This is a genomic window from Bradyrhizobium sp. 613_E4_N2_2 (assembly GCF_052075995.1).
In the GTDB taxonomy this organism is placed as follows: Bacteria; Pseudomonadota; Alphaproteobacteria; order Rhizobiales; family Xanthobacteraceae; genus Bradyrhizobium; species Bradyrhizobium barranii.
The window spans coordinates 6553937-6571100 of record NZ_CP197234.1 but is presented as its reverse complement, the minus strand read 5'-3'; the positions used below and the strand labels follow the sequence as shown (position 1 = coordinate 6571100).

The window sequence follows — 17164 nt, the reverse complement described above, 5'->3', positions numbered from 1 at the left end:
TGGACGCCCCTTAACTAATTTGAAGGGGCTATTGTCCGCGATGGATTTGAAGGCTGGATGACAACTGCGTCCTAAAGTCGCTTTCCCACCAGTATTCGCCAGTATTTAGGCGGCGCGTGGGGCTTTCTTCTGCAAACTGGCGGCAATCTTCAGGTCTTCGACAAAGCGCTGATATTCCAGCACTTTGGCTTCCGGATCAGGCAGCCGCAACAGATAGGACGGGTGCACCGTCACCAGTGCCTTGCGTCCCTCGGGCATATCTATGAGCCGGCCACGGGTCTTGCCGATCGGGGTGATCTTGCCGAACACGCTCTGCGCGGCGGTGGCGCCCATTGCCACGATGAGCTCGGGCTGGATTGCCGAAACTTCCCGCTCGTACCATTGCCGGCACGCCCGGATCTCCGGCGTCGCCGGCTTCTGGTGCAGACGGATCTTTCCGCGCGGCACGAATTTGAAGTGCTTGACCGCGTTGGTGACGTAGACCTTGTTGCGGTCGACGCCGGCTTCCTGAAGCGCACGGTCGAGCATCTGGCCGGCCGGGCCGATGAAGGGGTGGCCGGCGAGGTCTTCCTTGTCGCCGGGCTGCTCGCCGACCAGCATGATGGTCGCGTCTTTCGGGCCCTCGCCGAACACGGTCTGCGTCGCGTCCTTGTAGAGCGGGCAGGCGCGGCAGTGCGCGGCCTCCTCGCGGAGCGCTTCGAGATCGTCGGCAGCCAGCTTGCGTGGCATCGGAGCCTCCGGCCGCTTCTGGGGCTTGTGCGGATCGGTTGCGGCATTGGCGATCATGGCGCCGGTCATGCGCTCGGCGTCCTCGATCAAGGGCTTAATGATCGACGCCTCGGGCAGGTTCCTCCAGTATTTCTTCGGCATCTCCGTCTGCATCGCCTTCACCTTCAGCCGCGCCGGGTTGAAGATGCTGGCGTAGTAGCGCCGCCAGGTTTCCTCGAGCCGGTCTTCGCCGGGTGCTTCGCTCTTGCTCACGCCCGACGTGAACGAGAGCGCGTGGCCATCCCAATGCGCACACAGATCGGGTGTCAGGATCGACCATGGCATGTCGGCGAAGCGCTTGGCAAAGAACGGCGCGGCAAGCTCGACGATGTAATGCTCCGGCTCGAACCAGGCGACGTAATGCGCCGCGCGCTCGCGGCCGATCTCGCGGAAGCGCACGAAGGCATGCATCTTGTGCTCGTCGCGATGGACTGCTCTTGCCATGGCGGTGACTTGCGCGACATCAGGATTGGTCGCGACCTCGATGAGATCGTGATTGTCCTTCAATCGCCAGAGCAGGCGATAGAGGATCGCAAAGCGCTCGCCGTCGCGATGCAGGATCGCGGCCTTGGCGAGATCGACGAATTTTGCCGAGACGTTAAAGGTGCTGTCGTTCACCTCAAATATCGGAGACGGGGAGGGCGGTGCAAACAGCTCGGCTTCGCCGCCTTGTACGGTCCAGGTGACATCGGTTGGCTGCACATGATGCAGCACGAGGCTACGCGCGGCTTTGCGCCAGCCGTCGAAATCGGTTTCGGTGTCGAGGGTGATGTACTGCATCAGAAGCCAAACCCCAATTGTGTTGCCTTCGGCTTGAACCGTTCGATCAGCCGCGCCTCGTCGAGGCGATGCGGCGCGGGCCGGTGATCGCTGAGGACGATGAATGGCAGCGCCTTGTTGCGGGGCACATGCAGCCGCGCGAGATCGGAGAGGCGGATCGTGGTGGTGCGCCGCGTCGCGATGATGCGTTCGACCGCCTTGGTGCCGAAGCCCGGCACGCGCAACAGCTCCTCGCGGCTGGCGCGGTTGACGTCGAGCGGGAAGCGGTCGCGATGGCGCAGCGCCCAGGCGAGCTTCGGATCGATGTCGAGCGGCAGCATCGCGCTGTCGTCAACGATCTCCGCAACGTCGAAACCGTAGAACCGCATCAGCCAGTCGGCCTGGTAAAGCCGGTGCTCGCGCAGCAGCGGCGGCTGTACCAGAGGCAAAGCGCGGCTGGCATCGGGGATCGGGCTGAAGGCGGAGTAATAGACGCGCCGCAGCCGGTAGGAGCCATAGAGATTGGAGCTGGTGTGCAGGATGGTGTGATCAGAGGCCGCGTCGGCGCCGACGATCATCTGTGTGCTCTGTCCGGCGGGCGCGAAGCGCTGCGGCCTGGCCTTCGTCTTTGTGCTGCGGTTTTCCTCGGCCTCGTCGAGCTTCAGCCGCAGCCGGCCCATGGTGCGGCGGATCGCGCGCACATCCTTTTCCGGTGCGTATTGCTGCAGGCTCGTCTCCTCAGGCATCTCGATGTTGATGGAGAGGCGATCTGCATATTTGCCGGCTTCCGCGATCAGCGCGTCGTCGGCCTCGGGAATGGTCTTGAGATGGATGTAGCCGCGGAAGTGATGCTCCTCGCGCAGTTTGCGCGCGACGCTGACCACCTGCTCCATGGTGTAGTCGGGGCTGCGGATGATGCCGGAGGAGAGAAACAGGCCCTCGATGTAATTGCGCCGGTAGAAGTCGAGCGTGAGCTTGACCACTTCGTCGATGGTGAAGCGGGCACGCGGCACGTTGGAGGAGGCGCGGTTGACGCAATAAAGGCAGTCGTAATTGCAGGCGTTGGTCAGGAGCACTTTGAGCAGCGAGATGCAGCGTCCGTCCGGCGCGTAGGAATGGCAGATGCCCATGCCCGGCGCGGTCGAGCCCATGCCCTTGCCATCGCTGGAATCCCGCTTCTCGGTGCCGCTGGAGGCGCACGACGCGTCGTATTTGGCGGCATCAGCCAGAATCTCCAGCTTGCGTTGTACGTCCATCGTGGAATCCCTTTGATTCAGCTTACGAATCCGGATGAGCACCAATTCGATTGACTCCCCGGCCGCTGTTAGCTTTATATTAGAACATATCATGAACAAATGAGCCAGCCGTAGGTTCTTATTTTTGAGAACCTCGGCAATCACCTCTGAAGGAGCGGCGTATATGAGCGGCGCACGGATGAACGCGCTTGCGACCTTGCGCGGCCAGATCGAGCGCATCGAGACGGCGGAGGTCGTGCATCAGCACGATCGCGTCGCGCTCGGCCACGACGAGGTCGACAGCGCGCTGAAGGGCGGGCTCGCGCGCGCGGTGATCCACGAGGTGTTTTGCGAGGGCCGGCAGGGAACCGCCGCGACGGGTTTTGTCATGGGGCTTGCGGGGCGTGTCTCGCGGCGCCGGCCGCTGCTGTGGGTGCGGCAGGATTTTTCGGAACTCGAGACCGGCGCGCTGTCGATGAGCGGGCTTGCCGAGATCGGTCTCGATCCGCGCCGCGTGGTGATGGTGCGCGCCGCCGATGTCGAGAGCGCGTTGCGGACCTCGGCCGATGCGCTCGCCTGCGACGCGCTTGGCGCCGTTGTGCTCGAGCTCTGGGGTGAGACGCGGCAGTTCGATCTCGTGGCGAGCCGCAAGCTGACACTGGCCGCGCAAGGCTCCGGTGTCACCGGCCTGATGTTGCGGATGGCCGCGCAGCCGCTGCCCTCGACCGCGGAGACGCGGTGGATGTTGCGCGCGGCGCATTCGCCGCCGGGCCCGGCATGGAGCTCCTGGGGCGCGCCGCGCTTCGATGCCGAACTCTTGCGCAATCGTCATGGCCCGTGCGGCCGGTGGATCATGGAATGGAAATGTGATGAGTGCCAGTTCTCTGAACCGTCGACGTATCCTCAGCCTGTGGCTGCCGCGCCTGCCCATCGATCGGATTCAGCGGTTCTTCGGCGCGCTGGGTAAGACCAATGATCCGAGCATCGTTGTCATCAAGGACAACAATGCGCTGGTGATCCATGCGCTGGACGAAGCCGCCGAGCGCCTCGGCTTGCACATCGGCCAGCCCCTGGCCAATGCACGGGCGATGTGTCCGGACTTGAAAGTGTTCGACGCCGATGTCGTGGCCGATGCGAAGACGCTCAGCGACGTCGCCGACTGGTGCGACCGCTTCACGCCGCTGGTGGCGCTCGATCCGCCGTACGGGCTGTTTCTGGACATCACCGGCTGCGCGCATCTGTTCGGCGGCGAGGCTGCGTTGTTGCAGACCTTCGTCCGCGCGCTCGCCCGTCAGGGTTTTGCCGTCAGCGCGGCGATCGCCGGCACCTCGGTCTGTGCGCGCACGCTGACGCGGCAGGCCTCCGGCACCATCGTCGCCGATGGCGGGGAGGCGGCGGCGATCAGCCGGCTGCCGGTATCCGCGCTTGGTGCGGGCGAGGCCATCACCACTGGTCTGCGCCGCGCCGGCCTGAAAACCATCGGCGATGTCGCCTCGCGCGAGCCGCATGAGATCACGGCGCGGTTCGGCGCGCGGTTCTCCACGCTGCTCGCGCATGCGCAGGGGCATGGCGATGCCCCGATCAATCCGCGCAAACCGCTGCCGGATTATATCGTGGAGAAGCGCTTTGCCGAACCGATCGCCACCGACACCATGATCGCGCTGACGCTGTCGCGGCTCGCCGACACGCTGATCGCGTCCATGGAGAAGCAGGGCAAGGGCGCGCGGCGCCTGGAAGCCGCCTTCTTTCGTACCGACGGCGTGGTGCGCGCGATCATGGTCGAGACCGGGCGGCCGGTGACGCAAAGCAAAGTCATCGACCGGCTGTTTCGCGAACGTCTCGATGCGCTCGCCGATCCGCTGGATCCCGGCTTTGGTTTCGACATGGTGCGGCTGTCGGCGAGCCGCACCGAGATCGTGGTGCAGGAGCAGCGCGATCTCGACGCCCATGTCCATGACAATGACGAGCTCGCCGCGCTGATCGACCGCATCGCCGCGCGCATCGGCGGAAAGCGCGTCGTCGTGCATTTGCCTGAGGATACCCATATCCCCGAATGTGCGGTGCTGGCCGCGCCTGCCCAGCACCATCTCGCCGTGGCCATGCAGGCCGAATGGCCGGCGCGCGCCGAGAGCGAGCCGCCGCTGCGCCCCCTGCGGCTGTTCGACAGACCGGAGCCGATCAAGGTGCCGTTCGCGACCGTGCCGGACGGCCCGCCGCATCAGTTCACCTGGCGGCGTGCGCTGCATGCGGTGGTGCGGGTGGAAGGGCCCGAGCGCATCGCGATGGAATGGTGGCGGCAGGACGGCAAGCAATTGACGCGGGATTATTTCCGCATCGAGGATGCCGAAGGCCTGCGCTTCTGGATCTTTCGCGACGGTCTTTACGAAGGAGAGGTGTTCGACGACGAAGGCAAACCCATTCCCCCCAACTGGTATGTGCACGGTCTCTTCGCATGACCACGCCCGCTTATGCCGAGATCGGCATCACCACCAACTTCTCCTTCCTGCGCGGCGGCTCGGATCCGCGCGCCTATGTGCATCAGGCGAGCATCCTCGGCATTCCCGTGATCGGCATTGCCGACCACAACACGCTCGCCGGCGTGGTGCGCGCCTACAAGGAGCTCGACAATGACAAGGTGCTGCACAAGCCGAAATTGCTGATCGGCGCGCGCATCGTCTTCATCGACGGCACGCCCGACATTTTTGTCTATCCGCGCGACCGCGCCGCCTATGGCCGGCTGTGCCAGCTCCTCACCAGAGGCAAGCGCGGCGACGACATCACGCGGATCGAGAAGGGCGAATGCCATCTCTCTTTTGCCGACCTTCTTGAGTTTTCCGAGGGCCAGCTCCTGATCCTGACGCTGCCGCATCGCTTCGAGCCCGCGCAGGCGCTGGATGTTCTCGCCAAGCTTAAGGACAGCCGCGCCGAGGGCGTGTGGCTGGCGGCGAGCCTGGTCTATCGCGGCGACGACCGCCGCCGCCTGGCGCGGCTCGATGATCTCGCCGCCAAAGCAAACGTGCCGCTGCTCGCGACCAACGAGGTGCTCTATCACGATCCCGGCCGCCGTCCGCTCCAGGACGTGCTCACCTGCATCCGGGAAAAAACCACGATCGAGGCGGTCGGAAGGAAGCTCGAAGCCAACGCCGAGCGCTTCCTGAAGACGCCACGCGAAATGTCGCGGCTGTTCCGCGATTTTCCCGAGGCGATCGCGGAGACCATGCGCTTTGCGGGCAAGATCGATTTCACGCTCGACCAGCTCAAATACCAGTATCCGGACGAACCGGTGCCGCGGGGCAAGACCGCGCAAGAGCATCTGGAGGATCTGACCTGGGCCGGCGTCGACAAATATTTCGGCGGCAAGATCGATGACAAGCTGCGCACGACCCTGAAGAAAGAGCTCGCGCTGATCGCCGAGCTGAAATACGCGCACTACTTCCTCACCGTGCACGACATCGTACATTATGCGCGCAGCCAGAACATCCTGTGCCAGGGGCGGGGATCGGCGGCGAACTCAGCGGTCTGCTACGTGCTCGGCATCACCTCGGTCAATCCGACCAGCGTCGATCTCCTGTTCGAGCGCTTCATCTCCAAGGAGCGGCTGGAGCCGCCTGACATCGACGTCGATTTCGAGCATTCGCGGCGCGAGGAGGTGATGCAATATGTCTATCGCCGCTACGGCCGCCACCGCGCCGCGATCATCGCCACCGTGATCCATTACCGTCCACGCAGCGCCATTCGCGACGTCGGCAAGGCGCTGGGCCTGACCGAGGACGTCACCGCCGCGCTCGCCGACACCGTCTGGGGAAGCTGGGGCAAGGGCCTCAACGACATGCAGGTCAGGCAGGCCGGGCTCGATCCCAGCAATCCCATGATCAACCTCGCGGTCGAGCTTGCGACCGAGCTGATCGAATTCCCGCGTCATCTCTCCCAGCATGTCGGCGGCTATGTGCTCACCCAGGACCGGCTCGACACCTATGTGCCGATCGGCAACGCCGCGATGGACGAACGCACCTTCATCGAGTGGGACAAGGACGACGTCGACGCGCTCAACATGATGAAGGTCGACGTGCTCGCGCTGGGCATGCTGACCTGCATCCGGAAATGTTTTGATTTGATCGACCACCACAAGGGCAAGCGCTGGGTTCTGGCGAGTGTCCCTCAGGACGATCCCAAGGTTTACGACATGCTGTGTGCTGGGGAATCCCTCGGCGTGTTCCAGGTCGAGAGCCGCGCCCAGATGAACATGTTGCCGCGGTTGAAGCCGCGGACCTTCTACGACCTTGTCATCGAAGTCGCGATCGTGCGGCCCGGACCGATCCAGGGCGACATGGTGCATCCGTATCTGCGACGGCGGAACGGCCAGGAAAAGGTGAGTTATCCCTCGCCATCACCCGAACACGGTCCCGCGGACGAACTCTACAAGGTGCTGCACAAGACGAAAGGCGTGCCCTTGTTCCAGGAGCAAGCCATGCGCATCGCGATCGAGGCGGCAAAATTCACCTCCGAGGAGGCTAACGGCCTGCGCCGCTCGATGGCGACCTTCCGCAATGTCGGCACCATCGGCCAGTACGAGGAGAAGCTGATCGGCAACATGGTCGCGCGCGGCTACGATCCCAACTTCGCCAGAAGCTGCTTTGACCAGATCAAGGGCTTTGGCTCCTACGGTTTTCCAGAGAGCCATGCCGCGAGCTTTGCTCAGCTCGTCTACATCTCGTCATGGCTGAAATATCATCACCCCGATGTGTTCTGTTGCGGCCTGTTGAACTCGCAGCCCATGGGCTTTTACGCGCCCGCGCAGATCGTCGGCGACGCCCGCAAGAATGGCGTCGAGGTGCGCGACATCGACGTGTCCTGCAGTTTTGCGCAGAATACGCTGGAGAATATGGACGACGGATATTGCGCCGTGCGTCTGGGTTTTCGCCAGATCGACGGCTTCCACTGGCTCGATCCGGATGAGGAGGAGCTTAAGAGGCAGCAGGCTGAGCGGCAGGGCAAGGTCTATGTCACTCAGGAAGACTGGGCCGACCGCATTATCAAGGCTCGCGACCGCCAGCGGTTCACCTCGCTCGAAGACTTCGCCCGCGACACCGGCCTGCCCAAGCGTGCGCTGATCCTGCTCGCGGATGCCGACGCCTTCCGCTCGCTCGGCCTCGACCGCCGCGAGGCGCTGTGGCAGGTGCGGCGGCTGCCCGACGACGTGCCGCTGCCGCTGTTCGAGGCCGCGACCGCGCGCGAGCAGCCGGACGAGCATGCAAAACCGTTGCCGGAGATGCCGCTGGCCGAGCAGGTGGTCGCGGACTACCAGACTATCCGGTTATCGCTGAAGGGCCATCCGATGGAGTTTTTGCGCGAGATGTTTTCGCGCGAGCGTGTCGTGGCCTGCAGGGACATCAGCCATGAGAACGAGCGGCGCCGCGTCCGCTGCGCCGGCGTGGTGCTGGTGCGGCAGCGGCCGGGCAGCGCCAGCGGCGTCGTGTTCATGACGCTGGAGGACGAGACCGGCATCGCCAATGTCGTGGTGTGGCCCAAGATCATGGAGCAGTACCGCAAGGAAGTGATGGGCGCACGCCTCATCCTGGTCGAGGGCTATATCCAGAGCAGCCCCGAAAAGGTGACGCATCTCATCGCCCAGCGCATGGTCGACCGCTCGCACGATCTGGTCGGCCTCGCCAACGACGCGCTGAGCCGCAAGCATCCGGTGCCGGCAGGCGCCGACCTGATCGAGCCCCTCAACGACGATCCCCGGGCCCACGCGGATATGCCGGCGCAAAAAATCCGCCACCCCCGCAACGTCCGCATCCTGCCGCCATCGCGGGATTTCCATTGAAGATGTGACGCAGAATGCTGCCACACCGTCATTGCGAGCGCAGCGAAGCAATCCAGACTGCCGCCCGTGGAAAGACTCTGGATTGCTTCGCTGCGCTCGCAATGACGAGCTTGTTGAGCCGGGCCGTGTCATACTCTCGGTGTCATACCCTGCGAAAGCGGGGTATCCAGTACGCTGCGGCTTCTCGGTTCTAGCCGCGCTGTCTCTGGAATACTGGATCGCCCGATCAAGTCGGGCGATGACAGAGTGCCCGCTCTAAAAATTCACCCGGTTCGAGATCGCGCCGTCCACGACGAGATTGGAGCCCGTGGTGAACCCCGACACCGGGCTTGCCAGAAACACCGCCGCGCTTGCGATCTCCTGCGGCGTTGCCATGCGGCCCGTCGGGTTGCGCTTCATCGCGTCGTTGTAGCGCTCCGGCATGTTCTGCTCGATCATGTTCCAGACGCCGCCCTTGAAATAGACCGTGCCGGGCGACACCACGTTGACGCGGATCTTCTTCTTTGCGTATTGCCGCGCCAATCCCTTGGCCATGTGGATCAGCGCCGCCTTGATCGGGCCGTAGGAGCTGGCGAGATCGGCCTGCGCCGCCGAGATCGAGGAGATGATGACGAAGGCGGCATCGCCGCTTTTCTCGCCGCTGGCCTCGAGGAACGGCCGCGCGGCGTCGAACGCATGCACGGCGCCGAGCACGTCGAGCCGGAAGTTCTGTTCCCAGGACGCCGCATCGTGGCCCTGCGCCATCGCGCCGGCATTGGCGAACAGCAGGTCGACGCCGCCGAGCTCCTTTGCAGCAGTCTCGATCCAGGATTTCAGCGCCGCGCCGTCGGTGACGTCGACCGGTCCGCCGCTGGCACGGATTCCGCTTGCCTTGAGTTCAGTGACGGTCGCCGCAACCTGATCGGCGTTGCGCGCGCACACCGCGACGTTGGCGCCTTCGCCGGCCAGTGTCGCCGCAATCGCCCGCCCGATGCCGCGCGTGCCGCCGAGGACGATGGCGTTTTTTGCTTTGAGACCGAGATCCATTGTTTGGTTTTCCTTTTTGTTGGTGCAAAGAGTGTAGCCGTTTCAGGAGACATGCTGAACTCTCCAATTCGTCCTTGCGAGCGTAGCGAAGCAATCCAGGAATGCATCCGCAGAGACAGTCTGGATTGCTTCGTCGCAAGGGCTCCTCGCAATGACGACGCGGAGAGGCGGTCCTCTCACTCCGGTGCCGCCCCCACCGGCGGGCCGCCGGGCGGGCGGTGCAGGAAGGTCAGCGAGACGTAGGCGCCGGCCCACGAGCCGATCGCCGCGAAAGCGACATAGAACGGGTTTTCGGTGTAGCTGATCACGGCGTAGGAGGAGAGCAGGTACCAGACCGCGCTCCAGTTCGCCGCCGGCACGCGCTTGCGCGCGATCACGGCCGAGGTGAACATGACATAGACTGCGTCGGTGGCCGCCGTTGCGATGAACACGGCGCCTGCGGTGAGGGGATCTACGGCGGCCATTGCATTCCTTTCTGCGATCATGACATGGTCGCGAAAACTACAGCATGATCCGGAAAATGCGCAGCGGATTTACGAAAAGATCATGCTCAAATCTGAAAGGGAGAGAAGCGGTCATGCAAAGCCCCGCCGATATTCTTAGGGATCTCTGGACCTCCATCGGCGGCGACAAGGCCGCGCTCGAGCGCGTGCGGCTGACCGGCGAGGAGCCGCAAATTCCGTCCTCGTTTCGCGTCGCCGTCGCCGGACAGACGACGATCGCAGCCGCCGGTCTTGCCGCCGCCGAAATCCGGAGACTGCGCAGCGGTGAGACGCAGGACGTCTCCGTCGACATGCGCCACGCCGTCGCCGAATGCCGTTCGGAGCGCTATTTGCGCCTCGACGATAAGCCGCCGCCGCCAGCCTGGGACGCCATCGCCGGTGTCTACAAGACCGGCGACAACCGCTTCGTCCGCTGCCACACCAATTTCCCGCATCATCGCGACGCCGTCTGCAACGTGCTCGGCTGCGAGCCCGAGCGCGACAAGGTTCAGGCCGCGTTGATGCAATGGAAGGGCGAGGATTTTGAAACTGCGGCCTATGCCGCGGGCGGCGTCGTCGCCCTGATGCGTTCCTACGACGAATGGTCCGCGCTGCCGCAGGCGCGCGCGCTCGCCGAACTGCCGTTGGTCTCGATCGAGAAGATCGGCGAGGCCCCACCCAAGCCATGGCCGCAGGGATTGTCGAACGGCGATCGTCCGCTTTCCGGCCTGCGCGTGCTCGATCTCTCGCGCGTCATCGCGGGCCCCGTTGCCGGCCGCACGCTCGCCGCGCACGGCGCGGATGTGCTGCTCGTCTCGGGGCCGGAGCTGCCGGCCATTCCCTGGCTCACCATCGACACCGGCCGCGGCAAGCTCACCACGTTGGTCGAGTTGAAGAGCGAGGCGGGCAGGGCGCAGTTGCGCGAGCTGTTGAAGGGCGCCGACATCTTCTCGCAAGGCTATCGTCCGCGCGCGCTTGCAGCCCTCGGGTTCGCGCCGGAGGATGCAGCGAACATCAATCCCGGCATCGTCTATGTCACGCTGTCGGCCTATGGCCATGCCGGCCCCTGGGCGGAGCGGCGCGGTTTTGATTCACTGGTGCAGACCACGACGGGCTTCAACCACGCCGAGGGGCAGGCCGCGGGCATCGACGGTCCGAAGGAATTGCCGGCGCAGATGCTCGACCATGCCACCGGCTATCTGATGGCGTTCGGCGCGATGATGGCCAAGGCACGCCAGGCCCGCGAGGGCGGGAGCTGGCACGTGCGCGTGTCGCTGGCGCAGACCGGACGCTGGCTGTGGAATCTCGGCCGGCTCGATGGCGGCCTGGACACCCCGGATCTTACGGGCGAGGCCGTACATGCTGCATTCATCGAGTCCATGCCATCTGGCTTCGGCACGTTGAAGGCGGTGCGCCATTCCGCGCTGCTGTCGACCACGCCGGCGCGATGGAGCCGCCCGGCGATGCCGCTCGGCAGTCATCCGCCACAATGGCCGGCGCGAAACTGACGTGAAGCTGACGCGATGCAATATTTTAACGCAAACGGAAAGGTGGCTGGCGTTTTTTAGGTTGTTTGAAATCCCAATTCAGCACTATTAGCGCGACCGATAAGGCAGGCGTCTGCCGAGATCGTCGCAGACTTGACCGGGCCCCATGGTAGTTGAAAATACCAAGCGATTGCAGGTGTTTACAAAACAACGGGTGATCACATCCGTAGTTTTACTGGCACTCGCCTGCGCCGGTGCCTATGGCTTCCTGCGTGCGGGGGCCAAGGAAAAGAGCCACTCCGAGGTCTCCAGCCAGTCGCGCAGGAATGCGCAGAATTTCACGCCGACGCCGTCCGAGTGGGCGACGCTGACGATCGAGCCGGTCAAGGCCAAGACCTTCCGGGCCGAATATGTCACCGAGGGCAAGGTCGCGGTCGACGAGGATCGCTCGACGCCGGTGTTCTCGCCCTATGCGGGCCGGGTGACCAAGCTGCTCGCCAAGCCGGGCGAGATGCTGAAGCAAGGTCAACCGCTGTTCACGATCGAGGCCGCCGACACCGTGCAGGCCCAGAACGATTTCATCGCGGCGATGACCTCGCAGAACAAGGCGAAGTCTGCGATCGATCTTGCCGACATCCAGTTCAGGCGCGCCAAGGACCTCTATGAGGGCCGCGCCATTCCGCTGAAGGACTATCAGCAGGCCGAAACGACCCAGGTCCAGGCGCAGAACGACGTGCGCTCCTCGGGGACGGCGCTGGAAGCCGCGCGCAACAAGCTGCGCATCCTCGGCTTCACCGACGAGACCATCAAGGCATTCCAGGACAAGGGCGTCATCGATCGGGAGATCACGATCTACTCGCCGATCTCCGGCACCGTCGTGCAGCGAAAGATCGGCCCGGGCCAATACGTCAATTCCGGCGCTAGCGATCCGGTGTTCGTGATCGGCGACCTCTCGACGGTCTGGCTCACCGCCTTCGTGCGCGAGAGCGATGCGGCCGCGGTGTGCATCGGGCAGGACATCAGCGTCAACGTGATGGCGCTGCCGGGCCACCCCCTGACCGCCAAGATCAACTACGTCGCCGCCGCCATCGATCCCACCACCCGCCGCCTGCTGGTTCGCGCGACCATCGACAACAAGGACGGCCTGCTCAAGCCGGAAATGTTCGCCAACGTCACGATCTATTCGGCCGGCGACCGTGCCGCGCCGGCGGTGCCGAAGCAGGCGCTGATCTATGAGGCCGACAAGGTCCGCATCTGGGTCGCGCGCGAGGACAAGTCGGTCGAGCTTCGCCAGATCAAGACCGGCCTCATCAATGGCAATTTCGTCGAGATCACCAGCAATCTGAAGCCAGGCGAGCAGGTCGTCACCAAGGGCAGCCTGTTCATCGACCGCGCGGCGTCCGGTAGCTGATCGACGACCCAAGAAAATTGAAGACCTGAATGGATCGTCTCGTCGCCCTTGCCGTCAACCGGCGCTTCCTGATGGTCGGGATGTTCTTCGCCGTGCTGATCGGCGGCCTGATCGCGTTCAACCAGCTCAACATCGAGGCCTATCCCGATCCGACGCCGCCGATGGTCGACATCGTGACGCAGAGCCCGGGCCTGTCGGCGGAAGAGATCGAGCGCTACATCACGATTCCAATCGAGACCCAGGTCGCGGGTCTGAAGAACCTCACGACGATCCGCACCATCTCGCTCTACGGCCTCTCCGACATCAAACTGCAGTTCTCCTTCGCCTACACCTATGACGAGGCGCAGCAGCAGGTCTTGAACCGGCTGGCGCAGCTCGCGCCGCTGCCGGGCAATGTGCAGCCGCAGATCTCGCCGCTCAGCCCGATCGGCGAAATCTTCCGTTACCGCCTCGTCGGCCCGCCGAACTACAGCGTGCTCGACCTCAAGACCATCCAGGACTGGATCCTCCAGCGCCGCTTCCGCGCCGTACCCGGGGTCATCGACGTCACCGGCTGGGGCGGCAAGAGCAAGACCTACGAGCTCCAGGTCGACTTCAACAAGCTCGTCGCCAACGGCCTGACGCTGCCGCAATTGCTCCAGGCGGTCAGCAATTCCAACGTCAATGTCGGCGGCAACACCGTCAATATCGGCCAGCAATCGGCCGTGGTACGCGGCGTCGGCCTGATCCGTTCGATCGACGACCTCGCCAACACCATGGTCTCGCAGACCAACGGCAATCCGGTGTTGGTCAAGGACGTCGCCACCGTCACTGTCGGCCAAAAACCCCGTCTCGGCATTGCCGGCATCGACGATTCCGACGACATCGTGCAGGGCATCGTCCTGATGCGCCGCGGTGAGCAAAGCTCGCCAACCATCAAGCGCGTCCACCAGCTCGTTCAAACCATCAACAACTCCAGCATCCTGCCGCCCGGCGTGCGCATCGAGCGCATCTACGATCGCGGGGACCTGATCGAACTCACCACCCACACCGTGTTGCACAACATGGTGGTCGGCATCCTGCTCATCGTACTGTTGCAGTGGATGTTCCTCGGCGATCTCCGCAGCGCGCTGATCGTCGGCGCCACCATTCCGTTCGCGCTGTTCTTCGCCGTGATCATCCTGGTGCTACGCGGGGAATCCGCGAATCTGCTGTCGGTCGGCGCGATCGATTTCGGCCTCATCGTCGACGCCACCGTCATCATGGTGGAAGCGATCTTCCGCCGCCTGACGCAGACCACGCCGGTGTCGGAATCCGAGCAGATGTCGCCCGAGACGCTGTTCGGCATGAAGAGCCACGCCATCCTCAGCGCCGCCGCCGACGTGTCGCGCTCGATCTTCTTTGCCGCCGCCATCATCATCGCGGCGTTCCTGCCGTTGTTCACGCTGTCCGGCGTCGAGGGCAACATCTTCGGGCCGATGGCGCGCACCTATGCCTATGCGCTCGCCGGCGGGCTGCTCGCGACCTTCACGGTTACCCCGGCGCTGTCCGCGATCATTCTGCCTGCGCATCTCGAGGAGACCGAGACGAGGGTCATGCGGATCCTGCACCGGATCTACATGCCGGTGCTGAATTGGGCCGTCGCCAACCGCGGCATCATGCTCGGCGGCGCGGTCGGTCTCGTGCTGATGACGGTGGCGCTCAGCCGCCTGCTCGGCCTCGAATTCCTGCCCAAGCTGGAAGAGGGCAATCTCTGGATCCGCGCCACGCTGCCGCCGACCATCTCGCTCCAGGAAGGCAACACCTACGTCAACGAGATGCGCAAGCTGATCCGTGCCCGGCCCGAGGTGGAATCCGTGGTGTCGCAGCATGGCCGCCCCGATGACGGCACCGACGCGGCCGGCTTCTTCAACGCCGAGTTCTTCGCCCCCCTCAAGCCCGCGAGCCAATGGCCGGGGACGCACGACAAGGAAGAGTTGACCGCGCAGCTATTGAAGCAGCTCGACGATCGCTTCCCAGGCGTCGAATTCAACTTCTCGCAATATCTCCAGGACAACGTCTCCGAAGCCGTCTCGGGCGTGAAAGGCGAGAACTCCATCAAGCTGTTCGGCAGCGATCTCCAGGCGCTCACCGACACCGCCAACAAGATCAAGTCGGTGCTGGCGACCGTGCAAGGCGTCACCGACCTCGCGGTGTTCACCTCGCTCGGGCAGCCGACCATTCAGATTGACATCGACCGTGCCAAGGCCGCGCGCTATGGGCTCGCGCCGGGCGACATCAACGCCACCATCAAGGTCGCGATCGGCGGCGATACCGCGGGCGATCTCTACGAGCCGGGCTCCGATCGTCACTTCCCGATCATCGTCCGCCTCGCGCCGGAATATCGCAGGAGCGCCGAGGCGATCCAGAATTTGCGCATCGGCGCGCCTGGCCCCAACGGCACCGTCACGCAGATTCCCCTGAGCGAGGTCGCCACCATCAGCCTCGTCTCCGGTGCCGCCTACATCTATCGCGAGCAGCAGGAACGCTATCTGCCGATCAAGTTCTCGGTGCGCGAGCGCGACCTCGGCAGCGCGATCCGCGAGGCGCAACAGAAGGTCGCCGAGCAGGTGCAGCTGCCGCCCGGCGCGCACATGGACTGGGTCGGCGAGTTCGGCAATCTCCAGGACGCCATCCGCCGGCTGTCGATCGTGGTGCCGATCTCGCTGGCGCTGATCGGCGTGCTGCTCTGGTTCAATTTCGGCTCGATGACCGACACGCTGCTCGCCATGAGCGTGATTCCGATGGCGATCTTCGGCGGCGTGCTCGGTCTCTTGATCACCGGCACCGCCTTCAGCGTCTCCGCCGCGATCGGATTCATCGCGCTGTTCGGCATTGCGGTCATGGACGGCATCATCATCCTGTCGCAGTTCAACCAGCTCATCGAAGAAGGCATGGACCGCGTGAGCGCGGTGATACGCACCGGCGAGTTGCAGCTCCGGCCGGTGCTGATGACCTGCGTCGTTGCCGGCGTCGGCCTGCTGCCGGCGGCGCTGTCGGAAGGCATCGGCTCGCAAGTGCAGAAGCCGCTCGCCGTCGTCGTCGTCACCGGCATGATGCTCGCGCCGGTCGTGATCCTCGTGACCTTGCCGGTCCTGATCTCCTTCTTCTCCCGCCGCGCGCGCTGATCGCGCGCCGTCGCCGCGCCTCAGAATCCGTAGAGACGCGCGGGATTGTCGACCAGGATCTTCTTGCGCACCTCCGCATCCGGCGCCCACACCGGAAGCTGGTTGAGGAGCCGGCCGTCTTCGATCTGATAGAAGGGCGCGATGTCGGTGGGCTTGCGTCCCTCGACGGGGCTGGAATCCGGATGCGGCCAGTCGGTGCCCCAGACGATGCGGTCCGGGTTCGCCGCGATCAGCGCCCGGGCATAGGGCACCATGTCCTGATAGTCGGGCGCGAGGTTCGACGAGCGATAGGCTCCCGAGATCTTCACATAGGCCTTACCGGATTTGACGAGCGCGATCAGGTCGGAGAATCCCGGCTGCTCCAGTCCGAGCGACGCCTCGAGGCCGCCGAAATGGTCGAACACAGCCGGCACAGGCGAAGCCAGCACGAGCTCCTTGATCGCCGAGATCATCGGCAGCGTGGTGTAGAGCTGCACGTGCCAGCCGCGTGCCTTCATGCGCTCGACGGCGGCGGTGAAGCGCGCGCGGCCGACATTCGGATCGCTGACGCCGCCGGTGGCGAGATTGATGCGACTGCCGCGAAAACCGTCCGCCTGCATCGCGTCGAGCTGGGCTTCCGTGGTCTTGTCGTCGATCACGGCCACTCCGCGTGCGGTCGCGCCGCGCGCCTTCATGCCGAACAAGGTGGAGGAATTGTCGGTGCCATAGACGCTCGGCGTCACGATCACGACGCGCTCGATATGCAGCGCCTTGTGCAGCGCCGCCATTTCCTCGGGGCTTGCCGGTTCCGGCGTATAGACGCGCCCCGCGAAGAACGGAAACTTTTCGACGTCACCATGGATGTGCGTGTGGCAATCGCAGGCAAGGGCCGGAACGTCGAAATCGACCGGCGTCGCGGGCTGCGCCGCACGGGCGTGAGCTTTGTTGGTCATGGCTACTCCGGCGGCAAGGGAGGCAAGCAGGACGCTGCGTCGGTTGAGCATGGTTCTCTCCCTGCTTCGTTATTTTTGAGGTGGGACCGGA

11 protein-coding genes are annotated in these 17164 nt (G+C 64.3%); 6 read left to right on the top strand and 5 right to left on the bottom strand.

Features of this window, described 5'->3' with window-relative positions; all coding sequences use genetic code 11:
* Positions 1-105 precede the first annotated feature (105 nt).
* Together AB7290_RS31225 and AB7290_RS31220 are read right to left on the bottom strand one after the other, a co-directional pair.
* Positions 106-1548, bottom strand: coding sequence for a UdgX family uracil-DNA binding protein (locus AB7290_RS31225; protein WP_085403877.1), 1443 nt, complete (start codon positions 1546-1548; stop codon positions 106-108).
* Positions 1548-2783, bottom strand: coding sequence for a putative DNA modification/repair radical SAM protein (locus AB7290_RS31220; protein WP_085403876.1), 1236 nt, complete (start codon positions 2781-2783; stop codon positions 1548-1550). Before AB7290_RS31220 ends, AB7290_RS31225 begins: the two co-directional genes overlap by 1 nt.
* A gap of 163 nt (positions 2784-2946) precedes the next feature.
* On the opposite strand from AB7290_RS31220, the gene AB7290_RS31215 reads away from it, so the two are divergent.
* The 3 genes from AB7290_RS31215 to AB7290_RS31205 are packed head-to-tail and all read left to right on the top strand — an operon-like array spanning position 2947 to position 8589.
* Positions 2947-3729, top strand: a complete 783-nt coding sequence (locus AB7290_RS31215) for an ImuA family protein (RefSeq protein ID WP_085403875.1) — start codon at positions 2947-2949, stop codon at positions 3727-3729.
* Positions 3632-5218 (top strand): Y-family DNA polymerase, encoded by a 1587-nt coding sequence (locus tag AB7290_RS31210; protein ID WP_085403874.1) that lies wholly within the window; start codon positions 3632-3634, stop codon positions 5216-5218. Before AB7290_RS31215 ends, AB7290_RS31210 begins: the two co-directional genes overlap by 98 nt.
* Positions 5215-8589, top strand: a complete 3375-nt coding sequence (locus AB7290_RS31205; protein ID WP_085403873.1) for an error-prone DNA polymerase — start codon at positions 5215-5217, stop codon at positions 8587-8589. Before AB7290_RS31210 ends, AB7290_RS31205 begins: the two co-directional genes overlap by 4 nt.
* A 255-nt stretch (positions 8590-8844) precedes the next feature.
* Here the strand turns inward: AB7290_RS31205 and AB7290_RS31200 are convergent, their stop codons facing one another.
* Together AB7290_RS31200 and AB7290_RS31195 are read right to left on the bottom strand one after the other, a co-directional pair.
* On the bottom strand, positions 8845-9615 hold the full coding sequence (locus AB7290_RS31200) for an SDR family NAD(P)-dependent oxidoreductase (RefSeq protein WP_085403872.1): 771 nt from the start codon (positions 9613-9615) through the stop codon (positions 8845-8847).
* A gap of 176 nt (positions 9616-9791) precedes the next feature.
* Positions 9792-10079, bottom strand: coding sequence for a hypothetical protein (locus AB7290_RS31195; protein WP_085403970.1), 288 nt, complete (start codon positions 10077-10079; stop codon positions 9792-9794).
* 113 nt (positions 10080-10192) lie between these two features.
* On the opposite strand from AB7290_RS31195, the gene AB7290_RS31190 reads away from it, so the two are divergent.
* The 3 genes from AB7290_RS31190 (at position 10193) to AB7290_RS31180 (ending at position 16141) form a co-directional block, all read left to right on the top strand.
* Positions 10193-11605, top strand: coding sequence for a CoA transferase (locus AB7290_RS31190; RefSeq protein ID WP_085403871.1), 1413 nt, complete (start codon positions 10193-10195; stop codon positions 11603-11605).
* A 145-nt stretch (positions 11606-11750) separates the two neighbouring features.
* Positions 11751-12995 carry an efflux RND transporter periplasmic adaptor subunit gene (locus tag AB7290_RS31185; protein ID WP_085403870.1) on the top strand — a complete coding sequence of 415 codons (1245 nt, stop codon included), beginning with the start codon at positions 11751-11753 and terminating at the stop codon, positions 12993-12995.
* 29 nt (positions 12996-13024) lie between these two features.
* Positions 13025-16141, top strand: coding sequence for an efflux RND transporter permease subunit (locus AB7290_RS31180; RefSeq protein ID WP_063984613.1), 3117 nt, complete (start codon positions 13025-13027; stop codon positions 16139-16141).
* 20 nt (positions 16142-16161) lie between these two features.
* Here AB7290_RS31180 and AB7290_RS31175 read toward each other — a convergent pair whose 3' ends face one another.
* A complete protein-coding gene (locus tag AB7290_RS31175) occupies positions 16162-17124 on the bottom strand; it encodes an amidohydrolase family protein (RefSeq protein WP_085403869.1) in 963 nt (320 codons plus the stop codon).
* Between the last annotated feature and the right edge of the window lie 40 nt (positions 17125-17164).

Bases quoted from the DNA above. Each gene is read 5' to 3' on its own strand.
- AB7290_RS31205 (WP_085403873.1), top strand. From the start codon at position 5,215: ATGACCACGCCCGCTTATGCCGAGATCGGCATCACCACCAACTTCTCC.
- AB7290_RS31175 (WP_085403869.1), bottom strand. From the start codon at position 17,124: ATGCTCAACCGACGCAGCGTCCTGCTTGCCTCCCTTGCCGCCGGAGTA.
- AB7290_RS31215 (WP_085403875.1), top strand. From the start codon at position 2,947: ATGAGCGGCGCACGGATGAACGCGCTTGCGACCTTGCGCGGCCAGATC.
- AB7290_RS31180 (WP_063984613.1), top strand. From the start codon at position 13,025: ATGGATCGTCTCGTCGCCCTTGCCGTCAACCGGCGCTTCCTGATGGTC.
- AB7290_RS31190 (WP_085403871.1), top strand. From the start codon at position 10,193: ATGCAAAGCCCCGCCGATATTCTTAGGGATCTCTGGACCTCCATCGGC.
- AB7290_RS31210 (WP_085403874.1), top strand. From the start codon at position 3,632: ATGAGTGCCAGTTCTCTGAACCGTCGACGTATCCTCAGCCTGTGGCTG.
- AB7290_RS31185 (WP_085403870.1), top strand. From the start codon at position 11,751: ATGGTAGTTGAAAATACCAAGCGATTGCAGGTGTTTACAAAACAACGG.
- AB7290_RS31220 (WP_085403876.1), bottom strand. From the start codon at position 2,783: ATGGACGTACAACGCAAGCTGGAGATTCTGGCTGATGCCGCCAAATAC.
- AB7290_RS31200 (WP_085403872.1), bottom strand. From the start codon at position 9,615: ATGGATCTCGGTCTCAAAGCAAAAAACGCCATCGTCCTCGGCGGCACG.
- AB7290_RS31225 (WP_085403877.1), bottom strand. From the start codon at position 1,548: ATGCAGTACATCACCCTCGACACCGAAACCGATTTCGACGGCTGGCGC.
- AB7290_RS31195 (WP_085403970.1), bottom strand. From the start codon at position 10,079: ATGGCCGCCGTAGATCCCCTCACCGCAGGCGCCGTGTTCATCGCAACG.